Genomic DNA, 16,360 nt, shown 5'->3' on the forward strand with positions numbered 1-16,360 from the left:
CGTCTAAGCTCTCAAGAGACGGAAAAGCGGACGGATCAGTGAGCGCGGAAATCCTCGATAAGGCCTGCCAGGGTGATCGCAATGCGTTCTCAGCGCTCGTCGAGATGCATTACGATTTCATCCATGCGGTTGCCTGGCGCTGGTGCGGCACGCAAAGCGATGCGGAAGACATTGCGCAGGAGGTCTGCATCCGCCTTGGTAAAGCGATCCGCGGCTTCAAGGGGCAGTCGGCCTTCCGTACCTGGCTCTACACGCTGACGCTGAATGCGGTGCGCGACCATCAGCGACAATCCTCGCGACGGCGCCGCGATCAGGATCGGATCGCGAACGATCCGATCTTTTTCGCCCACGTTTCGCCGGAGGAAGACGAGCGCGGCGATTGGCTGTGGGCGGCCGTGCGGCGGCTGCCGGAGAAACAACGGGATGCGGTCCTGCTGGTCCATAGCGAGGGTCTGTCCCATGCGGCTGCAGCGGGAATTCTCGACTGCAGCGAAAATACGGTCTCCTGGCATCTGCACGAGGCGCGCAAACGATTGAAGGACCTTCTGAAGAAGGAGGCGGTTTGACCATGACGGACGAATTCGACCAGCTCGGCAATTCAGCCCCGGCGCCCCGCGCTTCCAATGCGGCGCGCACCCGTGCCCTTGCCGCCGCCATGCAGGCCTTCGACGAGACGGAAAAAAATGCGGCGCGCAGCAAAGGAAATTCCTGGCGGCTGCGTCAAAGCTCTGTTCTCAACAGGATCTGGAGCACTCGCATGGTCACCCAACACCGTTATCTCGCAGGTTCCGCACTCGCCACCCTTCTGATCATCCCGACGGCTGCCCTTCTCACCTTCGAAATCACCCGAGGCAGCCTGCCGAGTTCCGGGCAGGTGGCCTTGCCGCAGGTCATCGACGTGCCAAAGCCCGCGGCGGAAAGAGTGCCGGTGCCGTCAGTCGCGAAGCCGGCTGAACCGCAGCAGGAAGCGGATCGAAAGACGGATGCCGCACCGTCGGTTCAATCCTCGAAGCAGAGCGATTTCAGCGCGGACAATATTGCCCGTCTGCTGAACAAGTCGGAGGCCAGCGGCGGCGCGGCCAAGCGGAGCAGCGGGGCGCCTGCTGCTTCCAGGGGTACGGCTCCGATGCCTGCACCGACCCCGCCGGTTATGGCCGAGCGCGCGATGCCATTGGCTTCACCCCGATATGCGCCGGCGGAACGCGAACTCCTGCCGCCGCTCGACGAGAGCCGCGATCGCTTCGCCAATGCGGACACCAATCCGGTGAAAAGTGTCGCGGCCGATCCGGTCTCGACCTTCTCCGTCGACGTCGACACGGCATCCTACGCCTTCGTGCGCCGCTCGCTGATGGAAGGGCGGCTGCCCGATCCAGACAGCGTGCGCGTCGAGGAGATGATCAACTATTTCCCCTATGACTGGCCGCGGCCGCAATCAGCGGACGAACCGTTCCGCACCACCGTCACCGTCACGCCGACGCCCTGGAATACCGGCACGCGGCTGATGCATGTGGCGATCAAGGGTTTCGAGACCGCCCCGGCCTCGCAGCCTGCCGCCAATCTCGTTTTCCTGATCGACGTCTCGGGCTCGATGAACGCGCCGGACAAGCTGCCGCTGCTCAAGAGCGCCTTCCGCCTGCTGGTCGGCAAGCTGAAGCCGGAGGACAAGGTTTCGATCGTCACCTATGCCGGCAATGCCGGGACGGTGTTGGAGCCGACGTCCGCCCGCGAACGGGACAAGATCCTCGCGGCGATCGACAATTTGAGGCCAGGCGGTTCGACGGCGGGCGCCGAGGGTATCGATGCGGCCTATCGGCTGGCGCGCCAGGCCTTCATCCAGGGCGGCGTCAACCGGGTGATGCTGGCGACCGACGGCGACTTCAATGTCGGCGCTTCCAGCGACGAGGATCTGAAGCGGATCATCGAGCAGCGCCGCAAGGGCGGCATCTTCCTGTCGGTTCTGGGTTTCGGCCAAGGCAATCTCAATGACAGCCTGATGCAGACGCTCGCCCAGAACGGCAATGGTACCGCCGCCTATATCGACACGCTTGCCGAAGCCCAGAAGGCGCTGGTTGAGGAGGCCGGTTCGACGCTCTTCCCGATTGCCAAGGACGTCAAGATCCAGGTGGAGTTCAATCCGCAGCAGATCTCCGAATATCGACTGGTCGGCTACGAGACCCGGGCGCTGAAGCGCGAGGATTTCAACAATGACCGGGTGGATGCCGGCGATATCGGCTCCGGCCATGCGGTGACGGCGATCTACGAGGTGACGCCGAAGGGCAGTGCCTCGGCGCTCAACGACCCGCTGCGTTACGGTCCGGCAGCGCCCGCCGCGCCGGTTGCGGTCTCCGATGAAATGGCCTTCGTCAAAATCCGCTACAAGCTGCCTGATGGTGATGCCAGCAAGCTGGTCACCACACCGGTCACCGAGATGAATGCTGTGCGCGATTTCTCTGCGGCACCCCAGGATGTCCGCTTTGCCACGGCCGTCGCCGCCTTCGGGCAGAAACTGCGCGGCACCGATGCGCTCGATGCTTATCCCTACCGCCTGATCCTCGACATGGCGCGCAATGCTCGCGGCGAGGACGCATTCGGATATCGCGGCGGGTTCCTCGATCTGGTGCGGCTCGCCGAGACCCTGGATCGCCGATAAATCAGGCTTTCGGGTAAGCCCGCTCCAGTCCACCGGAGCGGGTCAGCCCGTCGCGAAAGGCGGCATAGGCCGGATGCTGGCTCGATTTTGCCGCTTCCATCAGCCGGATCTGCAGCCGGGCAGGGGCGGCATTGCCGACCCATTCGCCGCATTTCTGCAGCTTCAGCGAATTCAGGAATTTCGCTTCCGACGCCTGGTCGAGATAGAGATGCAGGCCGTCGAGCAGCAGATCGTCGGATGTCGGATTGTCCATCAGCAGCGTCAGCCAGGACTGGTTCTCGGCCGAGAAACTCGAAAGGCTCTCCGCCACCGTTTCCCGGCTGCCGATCGGGGATATGTTTGCCATGTCTTGTCCTCCAGCCTTACGCGTCAGCCGCGGCGGCGACGTCTTTCCCGGCCGGAATCTCCGCCCGATTCACTGGCGGTCTTATTGCGCAGCGGGCCGATCTTGTCGACGATTTCCTCGATCGTCGGCCTTGGCCGAGGGGTATAGTCGTCGAGGGCTGCCCGCATGGCGGCAAGGTGTTCGCAGGACGTGCCGCAGCATCCGCCGATGATTTTTGCCCCGGCATCGCGGGCAAGCCGCGCATATTCCGCCATAAGCGGCGGCGTGCCGGAATAGAAGATCTCGGAGCCGCGAAATTCAGGGATGCCGCAATTGCCCTTGACGATAGTCACTGCATGGGGATCGGCCGCCGTCATGTCCAGCAGGCTGGACAGGATGTCGGACGCGCCGACGCCGCAATTGGCGCCGACCGCGACCGGCCCTTCGCCAACGTCACTTGCGACGCCGTGGATCTGTTTGGGATCGAGGCCCATCATCGTCCTGCCGGCCGTATCGAAGGAACCGGTATAGGTGTAGGGCAGGCCAACCTTGACGGCGGCTTCGGCCGCTGCGCGGATTTCCTCCGGCGCGGACATGGTCTCGATCCAGGCGATATCGGCGCCGCCGGCTTTCAACCCCTCGATCTGTTCCGCAAAGGCCGCAACCGCATCCTCGTAAGTCATCGCGCCAAGGGGCACGAGCAATTCGCCGGTCGGGCCGACCGAACCCGCGACGATTACCTTGCGGCCGGCTCTGTCGGCAACCTTGCGGGCGATCTCGGCGGCGAGCCTGTTGAGCTCATGCACCCGGCCTTCCGCCTTGTGCAGCTTCAGCCGCTGGCGCGTGCCGCCGAAGGAATTGGTGAGAATGATGTCGGCGCCCGCATCGACGAAATCCTGATGCAGCTTCTCGATCTTCTCGGGTGCCGCCTCGTTCCACAATTCCGGCGCTTCGCCGGCCTCGAGGCCCATGGCGAAGAGGTTGGTGCCGGTCGCGCCATCGGCCAGAAGCACGCCCTTCTTGCCCAAAAGTTCGGTCAGTGCGTTGACGGTCGGCATGGCAGCGCTCCTTGCAATAGAAAGCATCATATAAAGAATTCTTTATATGATTTCAATTTGCAGCCGCGCGCCTCTTCGCGACGCCGGCGGCTCCAGCAACGCCGGCTCGAACGGCTCGCTCAGAGCGCCGCCTTGACCTTGTCGGCGACATCAGGCGCAACCCACTTGGTCCAGATATCAGGGCTAGTTTCGAGGAAATGTTTGGCGGCGGCCTCGTTGGTGCTCTTGTTCGCTTCCTGCCAGGCGAGCAGGCTGTTCACCGTCGCATTGGTCCACTTGCGCCGCTTGATATAGTCCAGCGCCACCTCCGCCTTTTGCGCAAACTGCCTGGTCACCAGGGTAAAGGCTTGGGAGGTCGGATAGGAGTTCACCTTCGGGTTCAGGCAGTTGGGCACTGCGGTACAGGCGTCCCAATCGGCCCTGTCATGCGGTACGCCGAAGGAGAGTTTTACCATCTCGTATTTGCCGAGGAAGGCGGTCGGCGCCCAGTAATAACCGAGCCAGCCGGTCTTCTTCTCAAAGGCGGAGGTGATTGAACCGTCGAGGCCTGCGGCCGTGCCGGTGTCGACGAGATCGAATTTCTTTTCCCCGGCGCCAAGCGCTCTGAACAGGTTGGCGGTCGAAACCTGGCAGCTCCAGCCGGACGGACAGTTGTAGACCGCGCCTCTGGCGGCGTTCTGTGGAGCGGGGAAGAGCTCGGGATGGGTGAGCGCCTGCGGCACGGTCTTGATATCCGGATGGGCGTCGGCGATAAATTTCGGAATCCACCAGCCTTCGACGGCGCCGTCGGACAGGATTTCGGCGCCGATCACCAAACGGTTTTCGGCAACGGCCTTGTCGAGTGCGGTGCGGACGGAGTTGATCCAGAATTCCGGCGCGAGGTCCGGCTGGCTTCTTTCGTTCATGGACGTGAAGGTCGGAAGCGTGTCGCCCGGGACGAGCTCGACCGTGCAGCCGAAACCCTGTTCGAGGATGATCTTGTCGAGATTGGCTGCAATGCCGGCCGAAGCCCAGTTCATTTCGGCGATCGAGACTGAACCGCAATCGGCTTGTGCCGAACCTGCAAAAGCATAGAGGCCGCCGGCGAAGACCATGGAAGCGAGGATTTTTTTCATTTTGGACCTCCCGGTCTTTTCCTTTCAGTGTCACTTCAGTGGTGGGCGAGATGGTGGTCGACCGATGGAAGCAGCCATCAGCGGGCTTGCGAAAGGGTCCGCCTCGACCGTTTGCCGCAGCTTTTCACAGATACTGCGCATTTATATGTCAGCTCAAATCACGGTATGGTTTCCACATCAGAAATCAATACGGGTGGCTCGAGATCATTTGTTCACGGCCCATTTTTGGTGAACCGCAAGGAAAGTCAGAAAAACGCGCAACTTACCGAGTTCACTAACCATCCGGTAAGAATGTCGCGTTATTGCTTTTCATGCGGGCGGTTAGCTCGCGCCTGGCGCCGGATCAGGTAGTGCGTACCGGTTGCCCTCGCTGTCCGATGGCGGGCTTGGTTTTTTGGCCCGCGGACGCTTCATCTTTCGATTGTTGTCGAATTCAGGATTGCCATATCCGAGGCCACAGGCCCCTTGGCAATCATACGGATTTGTGGCCGAAATCGGCTGACCGGACGCGGTCAGCCGAGCCTGCCTTCATCGATGAAGCTGGACTACGGCAAACGGGTGCCGGTTGACACGCGCGCTTTCTAACTGCACCATTTCCCGGTAATGCTTGAGCAGAGACATCATCACCAACAGGGCCGGACGCCTCCTTGTCTACGAATCGTCCGGTCCCCTCTGGTTCAGGCCATTTTCTCCCATGACACGCACCGGTCACGTCACCCTCGTCCTCGGCGGCGCCCGCTCCGGCAAATCCGGTTTTTCGGAAAGGCTTGCAAAGGAAAGCGGCCTGGAACGGCATTATATCGCCACCGGCCGCGCCTATGATGACGAGATGCATGAACGCATCGCCCGCCATCGTGCCGATCGTGGAGACGGCTGGGTTACGCATGAAGTGCCGGTCGATCTGGTGGAGCGACTGGCTGACATCGATGCACCGGGCAGGGTCATCCTTGTCGATTGCCTGACACTCTGGATCACCAACCTGATGATGGACGAGCGCGATATCGACGCCGCCGGTGCCGCGCTGGTGCGGCTGTTCGAAAACCTCTCCGCTCGCCTGATTCTCGTCTCCAACGAAGTCGGTCTCGGCATCGTGCCCGACAACAGGATGGCGAGGGAATTCCGGGATCATGCCGGCCGCCTGCACCAGCGGATCGCTGCGGTGGCCGATGAGGTCTTCTTCATCGCTGCCGGCTTGCCGCTCAAGATGAAGGGCTAGAAGCCGAGCCAGACGCGCACGGGATGGGCCGGATCGGCGATCAGCTTGCACGCCAGCGCGAGGCAGGAGATGACCAGTAGCGGCTTGATCAGCTTCGCGCCGTTCTTCATGGCCAGCCGCGAGCCGACTTGGGCGCCGAGGAACTGGCCGACGCCCATGATCAGGCCGACTTTCCAGAGAACCGAACCGGTTGCCGCAAACACCAGGAACGAGCCGAAGTTCGAGCCGAGATTGATCAGCTTGGTATGGGCGGTCGCCTTCAGCATGCCGAAGCCCGCCAGCAGCACGAAACCCAGCATGTAGAACGAACCCGCGCCGGGCCCGAATATGCCGTCATAGAGACCGACGAACGGCACAATCGTCACGCCGAAGACGAAGGGTGTCACCCGGCGGTGACTGTCCATGTCGTTGAGATTGGGCTTGATGGCAAAGAACAATGCAATCGCGATCAGCAGAAAGGGGATCGCCGCTGCAAGCCAACCTGCCGGCACGAGAGAGGCGAGGGCGGCGCCGACCGCCCCGCCTATGAGCGACATCCCGGCCATAGGCAACTGGCTCTTGAGGTTCACATGGCCGCGCCGCGCATAGGCGATCGTCGCGGATGCCGAGCCGAACTGCGACTGCAGCTTGTTGGTGGCAAGCGATTCGAGCGGCGGAATGCCGGCGATCAGCATGACCGGAATGGTGATGAGCCCACCGCCGCCAGCAATCGAATCGACAAAACCGGCAAAAACAGCAGCGAGAAACAGCAGGAAGAGGAATTGGAATGCGAGGTCGGGCAAGGGGAGGAGACTCTGTAAGCGGAAGCGCACCCGGACGGGTGCGGCGTGCTTCTCGCATCGAACAGTGAGGACTGCAACCACTTCCGGCTGGACCCCAGCCATGTCGCTTCCGGGATTGCGCATCATCGGTTTGGCGTTATTGTGCGCGGCTTTCGAAGAGCCGAACAAGGAAACGCATATGCACAAGGTCATTTTCGATACGGATCCCGGCGTTGACGACGCGATGGCGCTGCTTTTCCTGCACCGGCATCCCGAGATTGATCTGATCGGCGTCACCACCGTTTTCGGCAACGTGTCGCTTGATCTGACCACCCGCAATGCGCAGTTCCTGCATAGGGAATGGGGAATTTCCGCGCCGATTGCCAAAGGTGCCGACAGGACGATCGATCCGTTGCGCACCGATGATCGCGCCGCCTCCGTCGTGCACGGCCTGGATGGCCTCGGCAATATCGGCGTGCCGGAAGCGATCGACTGGCCGCTCGACCCGCGTCCCGGCTATCAGTTCATCATTGATACCGTGCGCGACAATCCGGGCGAGGTGACGTTGATCGCCGTCGGACGCATGACCAACCTGGCGCTGGCGCTGCAGGCCGATCCGGATTTCGCCGGCTTCGTCAAGGAAGTCATCGTCATGGGTGGCGCCTTCGATGTGAACGGCAACGTCACGCCGGCCGCCGAAGCCAATATCCATGGTGATCCGGAAGCGGCCGACATCATCTTCACCACGCCCTGGAAGGTCACCATCGTCGGTCTCGACGTGACGATGAAGACGATCATGACGGAGGAATACCTCGCCGACATGGCCAAGTCCGGCGAAAAGTCGGTGCAGCTGCTCTCCGATCTGTCGCAATATTACATCGACTTCTACAAGAGCCGGGTCGGCATCGCCGGCATGGCGGTGCATGACAGCACGGCCTGCGTCTACCTGGTGCGGCCGGACCTCTTCATCCTGCGCGGCGGTCCGGTGCGCGTCGTCTGCGGCGGCATTGCCGACGGGCAGACGATCCAGGCGCCCGACAGCGGCCGCAAGTTCATCGGCACGGCCTGGGACGGCCAGCCGAGCCAGTGGGTCTGCACCGATGTCCGCTCAGGCGAGGCGATCGAGGTAATTCGCGCCGCGCTGGTCGAGAGCCGGGCTTCCGGTGCCTAGACGATTGCTGTTTAGGCAACAGTTCCGGTGCAAATTTTCACGCGGGAACACGAGGCCATTGGCATTTGTGATCGATTTCCCTATGTGGGACCTTGATTTTGATATTCTGCAGAGGACATGGGCGTGACTGCTACATTCGACAAAGTTGCCGACATCATCGCTGAGACCAGCGAAATCGATCGCGAGACGATCACGCCGGAAAGCCACACGATCGATGACCTGGGCATCGACAGCCTGGACTTCCTGGATATCGTGTTCGCCATCGACAAGGAATTCGGTATCAAGATTCCGCTGGAACAGTGGACCCAGGAAGTGAACGAGGGCAAGGTTTCGACGGAAGAATACTTCGTCCTGAAGAACCTCTGTGCCAAGATCGACGAGCTGAAGGCGGCCAAGGGCTGATCGTCATCGATCTTCCCGGGCCGGCAAACGGATGCTGCTCGAATATTTCCAGATGATCGACCGCGTCGTGGCGGTCGATCTCACGGCTAAAGTGCTGAAGGCGCAGTCCATCGTGCCGTCCAAAAGTCCTGTCTTCGAGGGCCATTTTCCCGGAATGCCGCTGGTACCGGGCGTGCTGCTGATCGAGACCATGGCGCAGGCCTCCGGTTTCCTGGTGCTCGCCGCCACCGATTTCGCCGCCATGCCGTTCCTGATGTCGGTCGACGGCGCCAAGATGCGCTCCTTCGTCGAGCCCGACGCGGTGCTCGACATCGAGGCGTTTCTGGAACATGAGGGATCGGGCTACGCGGTCGCCAAGGCGAAGATCACCAGCGCCGGCAAGAAGGTCTGCGACGCGCAGTTGAAGCTGCGCACCATGCCGTTCAGCGAAATCCCGCTGGCGCCGGTCATCCGCAAGCGGGCGGAAGAAGTCGGCCTGATGGACGCGATTGCCGCACGCGCTTAAAAGCTCACCTTTCCAACCCGGTGAGTCAAAGAGGACATTATGAAGTCTGACAATGATGTCGTGATTACCGGTATCGGGATCGTCACCAGCCAGGGCGTGGGCAAGGAGCCGCATATCGCGCTGCTGTCGTCGGCAGAAGCGGGCGCCCCGAACGTCGAGACCGACCGTTTCGCACCCTATCCGGTGCATCCGATGCCCGAGATCGACTGGTCGGCACAGATCGCCAAACGCGGCGACCAGCGCCAGATGGAGAACTGGCAGCGGCTCGGCGTGTTTTCCGCGGGCCTTGCGCTCGACGACGCTGGACTGAAGACGGATGCGGAAGCCTGCGCCTCCATGGACATGATCGTGGCCGCCGGCGGCGGCGAGCGCGACATCAAGGTCGATTCGCTGATCGTCGATGAGGCACTGAAGCGCAACGACCGCGAAATGCTCTTGAACGAGAAGCTGACGACCGAGCTTCGTCCCACGCTGTTTCTGGCCCAGCTTTCCAACCTCGTCGCCGGCAATATCTCGATCGTCCATAAGGTCACCGGTTCGTCGCGCACCTTCATGGGCGAGGAAGCGGCCGGCATATCCGCCGTCGAGACCGCTTTTCACCGCATCAAGGCGGGGCAGTCGACCCATAGCCTGGTCGGCGGCGCCTTCGTGGCCGAACGCGCCGACATCATCCTTCTCGTCGAAGGTATTCGCGCGCATGCGACCGGCGGCTGGCATCCGCTGTGGTCGCGTTCCACCGAGGATGGCGGCGGCATGATCATGGGTACGGTCGGCGCCTTCCTGGTGCTCGAATCGCGCGCCCATGCCGAGGCTCGGGGCGCGCATGTCTACGCCGTCATCGATGCGATCGAAGGCGATCGCGGCAATCGAGACGAAGGTAGGCTCGAAAAGCGCCTCACCCGTCTTGCCGGCCATGCCTCCGGGATTTCCAAGGCCGATACGGTCGTCTTTTCGGGTGCCAGCGGCATGGTCGATCTGGCGTCGCGCGAAAAGGCGCTGCTGGAGACGGCGTTCCCCGGTGCGACGATCCGCGGTTTCGGCGGCGTCACCGGTCATGGCATGGAAGCGCAGTTCCCGCTTGGTCTGGCACTTGCCGCACTGACCTTGGATGGGGCCGCAAAGGTTCCCACATTCGATGCCCAGAACGAACGGCCGATGGCGGCGCCCGCAAAGCATGCGGTGGTGACGACGATCGGTTATACGCGCGGCGAGGGCCTTGCAGTCCTCTCGGCCGCGTAAAGGAGCTATGATGAGCGACAACCGCTTCAAGGATCATCTCGGCCGCCCGATCATCGCGATCACCGGCATGGGCGTCATCACTTCGCTCGGCCAGGGCCTTGCCGACAACTGGGCGGCACTGACCTCGGGCACGTCCGGCATCCACAAGGTGACCCGCTTTCCGACCGAAGGCCTGTCCACCCGGATCAGCGGCACGGTCGATTTCATCGCCGTTCCGGCCGAAAACTCCGTCGAACGATCCTTTGCCTTCGCTCGCGAAACCACGACCGAGGCGCTCGCCCAGTCGGGCCTTTCCGGCGATTTCGACGGCCCGCTCTTTCTTGCAGCGCCGCCGGTCGAGCCGGAATGGAGCGACCGTTTCGCGCTGGCCGACCGCGCCCCGCCGTCGAAGGCCGAGGGCGATGCCTATGACCGGTTCCTGGCTGCCATGCGCGAGCGTCCCGATCCGGTCTTCCTCGAAGCCGTCCAGTTCGGCTCGATCTCCGAGCGCCTCGCCGACAAGTTCGGCACCCGCGGTCTGCCGGTGACCCTTTCAACGGCCTGTGCTTCCGGCGTCACCGCCATCCAGCTCGGCGTCGAGGCGATCCGCCAGGGCCGCACCGACCGCTCGCTGGTGGTTGCGACCGACGGTTCGGTCAGCGCCGAAGCGCTGATCCGCTTCTCGCTTCTCTCGGCTCTTTCCACCCAGAACGACCCGCCGGAAAAGGCCTCCAAGCCGTTCAGCAAGGATCGCGACGGTTTCGTCATCGCCGAAGGTGCAGCGACGCTGGTGCTCGAATCGCTCGAATCGGCGATCGCCCGCGGTGCCAAGGTGCTCGGCATCATGAAGGGCTGCGGCGAGAAGGCCGACCATTTCCACCGCACCCGGTCCTCGCCGGACGGCGGCCCGGCGATTGCCACGATCCGCGCGGCGCTTGCGGATGCGGGCATGGATGAGAGCGGTATCGGCTACATCAACGCCCATGGCACCTCGACGCCTGAAAACGACAAGATGGAATATGGCGCGATGCTGGCCGTCTTTGGCGACCGGCTGAAGGAAATCCCGGTGTCCTCCAACAAGTCGATGATCGGCCATACGCTGACCGCCGCAGGTGCCGTCGAAGCCGTGTTCTCGATCCAGACGATGCTGACCGGCACGCTGCCGCCGACCATCAACTACACCAATCCGGACCCGACGATCATGCTCGACGTCGTGCCGAACAAGAAGCGGGATGGGCAGCCGAAGGCGGTGCTTTCCAACTCATTCGGTTTCGGCGGACAGAACGCCAGCCTTGTCATGACGCTGGAACCGGCTTAGAGACCGTCGCCAATCACGTTTGACGAATTGGGACGCCTCCGGGCGAAGGAAGACTATATGCGCGCTCTGCAACTGATCGATGACCGGAAGCTCGAAGCGGTGGACATTCCCGAACCGGAAGCTCCCGGTCCGGGCGAGGTCACCCTGCGGGTCAAGGCCGTTGCGCTCAATCATATCGACGTCTGGGGCTGGCGCGGCATGGCATTCGCCAAGCGCAAGATGCCGCTGACGATCGGCGCGGAAGCCTCTGGCGTCGTCGAAGCGATCGGTCCGGGCGTCTCGAACGTGCTGCCGGGCCAACTCGTGTCGATCTACGGTGCGCGCACCTGCGGGCTGTGCAAGCCCTGCCGCGAGAAGCGCGACAATCTCTGCGAACACGTCTCGGGCGTGCACGGGTTCCATCTCGACGGCTTTGCGCAGGAGAAGGCCAACCTGCCGGCCCGCCTGCTGGTGCCGGCGCCTCCGGGTGTCGATGCGGTTGCCGCAGCACTGGCGCCGGTCACTTTCGGCACTGTCGAGCACATGCTGTTCGACAATGCCAAGCTGCAGCCGGGCGAAACCATCCTGGTTCACGCAGGCGGCTCGGGCATCGGCACGGCTGCGATCCAGCTCGCCAAGAAGATCGGCTGCACGGTGATCACCACCGTCGGCTCGGACGACAAGATCGAACGGGCCAAGGCGCTCGGCGCCGATCACGTCATCAACTATCGCACCGACCGCTTCGAGGGTGTCGTGCGCAAGCTCACCAAGAAGAAGGGCGTCGACGTCGTCTTCGAACATGTCGGCAAGGACACCTGGGCAGGCTCGATGCTGTGCATGAAGCGCGGCGGCCGCCTCGTGACCTGCGGCTCCACATCCGGCGTCTCGACCGACATGAACCTGATGATGCTCTTCCAGCAGCAATTGAAGCTGTTCGGTTCGTTCGGCTGCCGCATGGAGAACATGGCAAATGCCATGCAGAAGATGGCCCAGGGCATCGTTCATCCCGTCATCGATACTGAAGTCACCTTCGCCGAGATCGACAAGGCGCTGGAGCGGATGGAAACCCGCCAGGTGTTCGGCAAAATCGTCCTCCGGATGGACTGAGGCACCCGCCCTTGAAGATGTTCCTGACCCGGATCGCTCTGGCGTTACTCCACTTCCAGCAATGGCTGGTGGCGCAGAGCGCGTTCGGGCTCCTCAACTTCCTGAAGATTTTTCCGGCGGATCCGGGCATCCGGTTTGCCGACCGGATGGCGCGACGCATCGGGCCGAAGCTTGGCCGCCACAAGTTGATGCTTGTCAATTTACGCAACGCCTATCCGGAAAAGACCGACGAGGAGCTGCAAGAGATCGCCATCGCGAGCTGGGGCCATATGGGCCGGCTTGCCGCCGAATACGTCTTCCTCGACCGGCTGTTCGATTTCGATCCCGAACAGGAGAAGCCGGGTCGGGTGGAAGTTTCCGGCGTTCCGATCTTTGCCGACCTGCGTGACAATCCGCGGCCGTTCATCGTGTTTACGGCCCATACGGGCAATTTCGAACTGCTGCCGGTCGCCGGCAATGCGTTCGGTCTCGAAGTGACGGTGCTGTTTCGACCACCGAACAACCCCTATATCGCCGACAAGGTCTTTGCCTTCCGCAGCGCTCGCATGGGCCAGCTGGTGCCTTCGCATGCCGGCTCGTCCTTCGCGCTTGCACGCAAGCTCGAAACGGGCGGCGGTGTCGGCGTTCTGGTGGACCAGAAATTCCGCAAGGGGCTCAAGACCACCTTTTTTGGCCGACCGGTGCAGACCAGCCCGTTGCTCGCAAAGCTGGTCCGGCAGTTCGATGCGGAAGTTTATCCGGCTCGTTGCATCCGTCTGCCCGGCAATCGTTTCCGGCTTGAGATCGAGCCGAGGATCGAACTGCCGCGCGACGCGAACGGCAAACTCGATCTCCAGGCCACCGGACAGATCCTCAACGACAAGGTGGAAAGCTGGGTTCGCGAATATCCCGAACAATGGCTCTGGTACCACGACCGGTGGCACATCAAGCGGTATCTGTAGTCGGATAATGTGTCAGGTTGTTCTGCATCTTTGGATTGCGAAACTTGACTTTCTACGTTAAGTCAACGGCCATAAATCAGGTCCGTTTCTGAGAGATAAATTAATCTGAATCGTATTGAATACTGGAAGCGCCGCTCCTCCAGAAAGGATCGGCGGTAATCTCCGGCCGAGGGGGAGGCAGTTTCTTGGAAGCGTTGATCGATCTGTTCTGGTCAAAATATGCCGATCTTCGGCAGGCGGTCGAACGCAATGACGCGTCCGCGACCGCTTCGCTCGATCGGGACCTCGATCCGCTTCTGCTCGCCGTCTTTTCGAGCCAGAGCAAGGATCCGGCGAGCATCCAGGCGCAATTCCGCTTCGCGCTCGACCTCCTGAACGAAGAGGCTGACGACCGCGGCTGCGTGCGCCGTAACGGGCATCTGCTGCAGATGCTCGTCGAACGCTACGTGGTTCCTGAAACGGGTCTGACGGCCAACCGCCGTCCGGAGCCGGAATCGCCGGAGCATGCGGTGATCGCCGATGCGACGGCAGACGGCTTTCTCGACGACGCGCTGCTTAACCGCATTTCCGACCGTATCGTCGTGATCGCGCCGGGCTATCGGATCTTCTACTCCAACGAGACCAACGCGCGCCGTCTCGACCTGACGCGCGACGAACTGATCGGCCGACATTTCGCGGAATTCGTCGGCCTGCACCGTTTCAAGAACGAGTTCAAGCCGAACCTCGACCGATGTTTTGCGGGCGAGAGCATCTCGCTTACCTATGCGGATCAGATCGACGGTCAGACGGTGGTGATCCGCTGCCGCATGTCGCCCTGTGTTTCCGGCTCATCGCAGTTGATCGGCGCGCTCCTGGTCATGCAGGAAACCGCCGACCGCCGTCGTCGCCCGGCAGCCTGATCTCTATTTGTCAGACCAGACGGCCAGTTCGTAACCTTGCCGATCGGCAAAGTGGAATCGCCGCCCGCCGGGGAACGAGAAGATCGGCTTGAAGACCCTGCCGCCGGCTTTTTCGACCCGCCCAAGGGCATCGTCCAGGTCGTCCGCGAAGAGAATGACGAGCGGGCCGCCTTTGGCTGTTACATCTGTCGATTTCGCAAAGCCGCCCGTCAGCCTTCCGTCCTGGAATTCGCAATAGTCCGGTCCATAGTCCGTGAAAGTCCAGCCGAAGGCCGAGCCGTAGAACGCCTTGGCGTCTTCGATGTTCTCCACGTTGAATTCGATATAGTCGATCTTGCGATCGGCTCCCTTGCTGCCCATCGGACCCTCCTAGTTCTTTTCTTCCAGCAGATTCTTCAGTGCCTTGAGATCCTTCCGCACATGGGCGGCATCTACTTCGAAGGCCATGTCGTCGAGGTCGGGGCGCTGGAAAAGCGTGAACATGACTTCCGCGCCATCGCCGTTCGCCACGACGCGCAGCGGGTTCTCGACGACAAGGCCGTTTTCCATCGTCACCGTGTGGTCCAGAATGCCGAACGGATTGTCATCGGAGAAACGCACGCGGACCAGGCCGACCGGTCCGCCGTCGCCGATCCAGTCGTCGCCGTCGCGGGTCAGCCCGGCGGTAAGGCCCGATGCCCAGAGCGGCATGTTTTCCGGACGACTCGCGAAGGCGTAAACGTGCTGCCAGGGCTTCTCGATGCCGATATGGATGATGCGGGCGGGCAGGGTGGTCATCATAGCCTCCTCGATTTTCCCTCGGTCTAACCGAAGAGAAGCGGCGGTTCTTGAACAAAACGGACAGTCAGCCGCAAATCTGTCCGCGGATCTCCTTTGGTGTCAAAGTCGTCAATTCCTTCACGTCGCGCGTCATATGCGCCTGATCGGCATAACCGGCTTCAAGCGCGAAAACCGCAAGGTCTCCGGGTTGGCGCACCAGGCGAAGAAAGCGCTGCAGGCGAAGGATACGCTCGAGCGTCTTCGGCCCGTAGCCGAAATGTTCGCGGCTGCGCCGGCGCAGCGTGCGTTCGCCAAAGTTGTTTCGCCCGGACAGTGCCGGAGATGCGTCGACGCCGAGAGAGTCGAAGAGCGCTTCCATGTCGCTCTGCGGATCAGCGACCCCCGAGGCCTCGTTTTCGGCCCACATCCGGAAAAGAGCCTGCCGGGCCAGCGAGCAGGTCTCTTCGGCAAGCCGCTCCTCGATGGTCCGGACGTCGTCTCGCAACTCCCGGAGCGGCACGGCCTTGCCGACCAGCTCGCTCAAAGGGACATCGAGCCAGCGCAGGGCCGCACCCGGCCTGAAACGCAGGCCCAGAACGGTTTCTCCGGCGGGGAGGGCCGGAAAAGCAGCAGTGCGGTCGGGGCCGATCACCATCAATCGGCCGCCGGCCCAGATCAGGTCGGAGCAACCGTCCGGCACGACCGCGACCTGGCCTTCGAAGTCATGGGGCAGCCGATGCGACCAGACACGGTAAAACAGTTTCGACACCGGCCCGATCGCCGGCCGCTCTCGGTAAGCACCGGCGCGCATGGCCAGACGCGGCCTGGCCGCCCTCGTATCTGCGATGTCTTTCATGCCCTCGTTTTGGCATCAGAAGGGGGCGTTCACAAGGCATGCGCATCGACGGAAATCGAGACTTTCGGGTCGCAGGCGTG

18 protein-coding genes are annotated in these 16,360 nt (G+C 62.2%); 11 read left to right on the forward strand and 7 right to left on the reverse strand.

Annotation, left to right across the window (positions count from 1 at the left end; all coding sequences use genetic code 11):
- Positions 1–38 precede the first annotated feature (38 nt).
- Together PMI07_RS26725 and PMI07_RS26730 are read left to right on the forward strand one after the other, a co-directional pair.
- A complete protein-coding gene (locus tag PMI07_RS26725; RefSeq protein ID WP_007756390.1) occupies positions 39–566 on the forward strand; it encodes an RNA polymerase sigma factor in 528 nt (175 codons plus the stop codon).
- On the forward strand, positions 563–2,650 hold the full coding sequence (locus PMI07_RS26730) for a VWA domain-containing protein (RefSeq protein WP_037088443.1): 2,088 nt from the start codon (positions 563–565) through the stop codon (positions 2,648–2,650). The genes PMI07_RS26725 and PMI07_RS26730 overlap by 4 nt, the downstream gene beginning before the upstream one ends.
- A 1-nt stretch (position 2,651) precedes the next feature.
- Here the strand turns inward: PMI07_RS26730 and PMI07_RS26735 are convergent, their stop codons facing one another.
- The 3 genes from PMI07_RS26735 to PMI07_RS26745 all read right to left on the reverse strand — a co-directional run bounded on the left by PMI07_RS26735 (position 2,652) and on the right by PMI07_RS26745 (position 5,148).
- Positions 2,652–2,996, reverse strand: coding sequence for a hypothetical protein (locus tag PMI07_RS26735; RefSeq protein ID WP_007756384.1), 345 nt, complete (start codon positions 2,994–2,996; stop codon positions 2,652–2,654).
- Between the two features lie 23 nt (positions 2,997–3,019).
- Entirely contained in the window at positions 3,020–4,033 is a 1,014-nt protein-coding gene (gene bmt, locus PMI07_RS26740) for a betaine--homocysteine S-methyltransferase (RefSeq protein ID WP_007756377.1), read from the reverse strand.
- Between the two features lie 119 nt (positions 4,034–4,152).
- Positions 4,153–5,148, reverse strand: coding sequence for an ABC transporter substrate-binding protein (locus tag PMI07_RS26745; RefSeq protein WP_007756375.1), 996 nt, complete (start codon positions 5,146–5,148; stop codon positions 4,153–4,155).
- Between the two features lie 694 nt (positions 5,149–5,842).
- On the opposite strand from PMI07_RS26745, the gene cobU reads away from it, so the two are divergent.
- Positions 5,843–6,364, forward strand: a complete 522-nt coding sequence (gene cobU, locus PMI07_RS26750) for a bifunctional adenosylcobinamide kinase/adenosylcobinamide-phosphate guanylyltransferase (protein WP_007756368.1) — start codon at positions 5,843–5,845, stop codon at positions 6,362–6,364.
- On the opposite strand, the gene PMI07_RS26755 is transcribed toward cobU, so the two are convergent.
- Positions 6,361–7,146, reverse strand: coding sequence for a TSUP family transporter (locus PMI07_RS26755; protein ID WP_037088444.1), 786 nt, complete (start codon positions 7,144–7,146; stop codon positions 6,361–6,363). The genes cobU and PMI07_RS26755 overlap by 4 nt on opposite strands.
- A gap of 178 nt (positions 7,147–7,324) precedes the next feature.
- On the opposite strand from PMI07_RS26755, the gene PMI07_RS26760 reads away from it, so the two are divergent.
- The 8 genes from PMI07_RS26760 to PMI07_RS26795 all read left to right on the forward strand — a co-directional run bounded on the left by PMI07_RS26760 (position 7,325) and on the right by PMI07_RS26795 (position 14,665).
- Complete coding sequence (locus PMI07_RS26760; RefSeq protein WP_024164189.1) at positions 7,325–8,296, forward strand: nucleoside hydrolase; 972 nt, start codon at positions 7,325–7,327, stop codon at positions 8,294–8,296.
- A 117-nt stretch (positions 8,297–8,413) separates the two neighbouring features.
- Positions 8,414–8,698 carry an acyl carrier protein gene (locus PMI07_RS26765; protein ID WP_092662234.1) on the forward strand — a complete coding sequence of 95 codons (285 nt, stop codon included), beginning with the start codon at positions 8,414–8,416 and terminating at the stop codon, positions 8,696–8,698.
- 31 nt (positions 8,699–8,729) lie between these two features.
- Positions 8,730–9,203 (forward strand): 3-hydroxyacyl-ACP dehydratase FabZ family protein, encoded by a 474-nt coding sequence (locus PMI07_RS26770; RefSeq protein WP_007760289.1) that lies wholly within the window; start codon positions 8,730–8,732, stop codon positions 9,201–9,203.
- Between the two features lie 39 nt (positions 9,204–9,242).
- Positions 9,243–10,442, forward strand: a complete 1,200-nt coding sequence (locus PMI07_RS26775) for a beta-ketoacyl-ACP synthase (protein ID WP_007760291.1) — start codon at positions 9,243–9,245, stop codon at positions 10,440–10,442.
- A 10-nt stretch (positions 10,443–10,452) separates the two neighbouring features.
- Complete coding sequence (locus tag PMI07_RS26780; protein ID WP_007760294.1) at positions 10,453–11,739, forward strand: beta-ketoacyl-ACP synthase; 1,287 nt, start codon at positions 10,453–10,455, stop codon at positions 11,737–11,739.
- A 57-nt stretch (positions 11,740–11,796) separates the two neighbouring features.
- On the forward strand, positions 11,797–12,825 hold the full coding sequence (locus PMI07_RS26785) for a zinc-binding dehydrogenase (RefSeq protein ID WP_007760295.1): 1,029 nt from the start codon (positions 11,797–11,799) through the stop codon (positions 12,823–12,825).
- Positions 12,826–12,836: 11 nt separating this feature from the next.
- Positions 12,837–13,766: a lipid A biosynthesis lauroyl acyltransferase gene (locus PMI07_RS26790; RefSeq protein WP_007760297.1), complete on the forward strand. Its 930-nt coding sequence runs from the start codon at positions 12,837–12,839 to the stop codon at positions 13,764–13,766.
- A 185-nt stretch (positions 13,767–13,951) separates the two neighbouring features.
- Positions 13,952–14,665: a PAS domain-containing protein gene (locus PMI07_RS26795; protein ID WP_007760300.1), complete on the forward strand. Its 714-nt coding sequence runs from the start codon at positions 13,952–13,954 to the stop codon at positions 14,663–14,665.
- Positions 14,666–14,668: 3 nt separating this feature from the next.
- Here the strand turns inward: PMI07_RS26795 and PMI07_RS26800 are convergent, their stop codons facing one another.
- The 3 genes from PMI07_RS26800 to PMI07_RS26810 form a co-directional block, all read right to left on the reverse strand.
- Positions 14,669–15,025 carry a VOC family protein gene (locus PMI07_RS26800; protein ID WP_007760303.1) on the reverse strand — a complete coding sequence of 119 codons (357 nt, stop codon included), beginning with the start codon at positions 15,023–15,025 and terminating at the stop codon, positions 14,669–14,671.
- Positions 15,026–15,034: 9 nt separating this feature from the next.
- Complete coding sequence (locus PMI07_RS26805; RefSeq protein WP_007760306.1) at positions 15,035–15,442, reverse strand: hypothetical protein; 408 nt, start codon at positions 15,440–15,442, stop codon at positions 15,035–15,037.
- A 67-nt stretch (positions 15,443–15,509) separates the two neighbouring features.
- Positions 15,510–16,280, reverse strand: coding sequence for a helix-turn-helix domain-containing protein (locus tag PMI07_RS26810; RefSeq protein ID WP_051484269.1), 771 nt, complete (start codon positions 16,278–16,280; stop codon positions 15,510–15,512).
- Positions 16,281–16,360: the final 80 nt, after the last annotated feature.

The organism is Rhizobium sp. CF080 (genome assembly GCF_000282095.2).
Lineage (GTDB): Bacteria > Pseudomonadota > Alphaproteobacteria > Rhizobiales > Rhizobiaceae > Neorhizobium.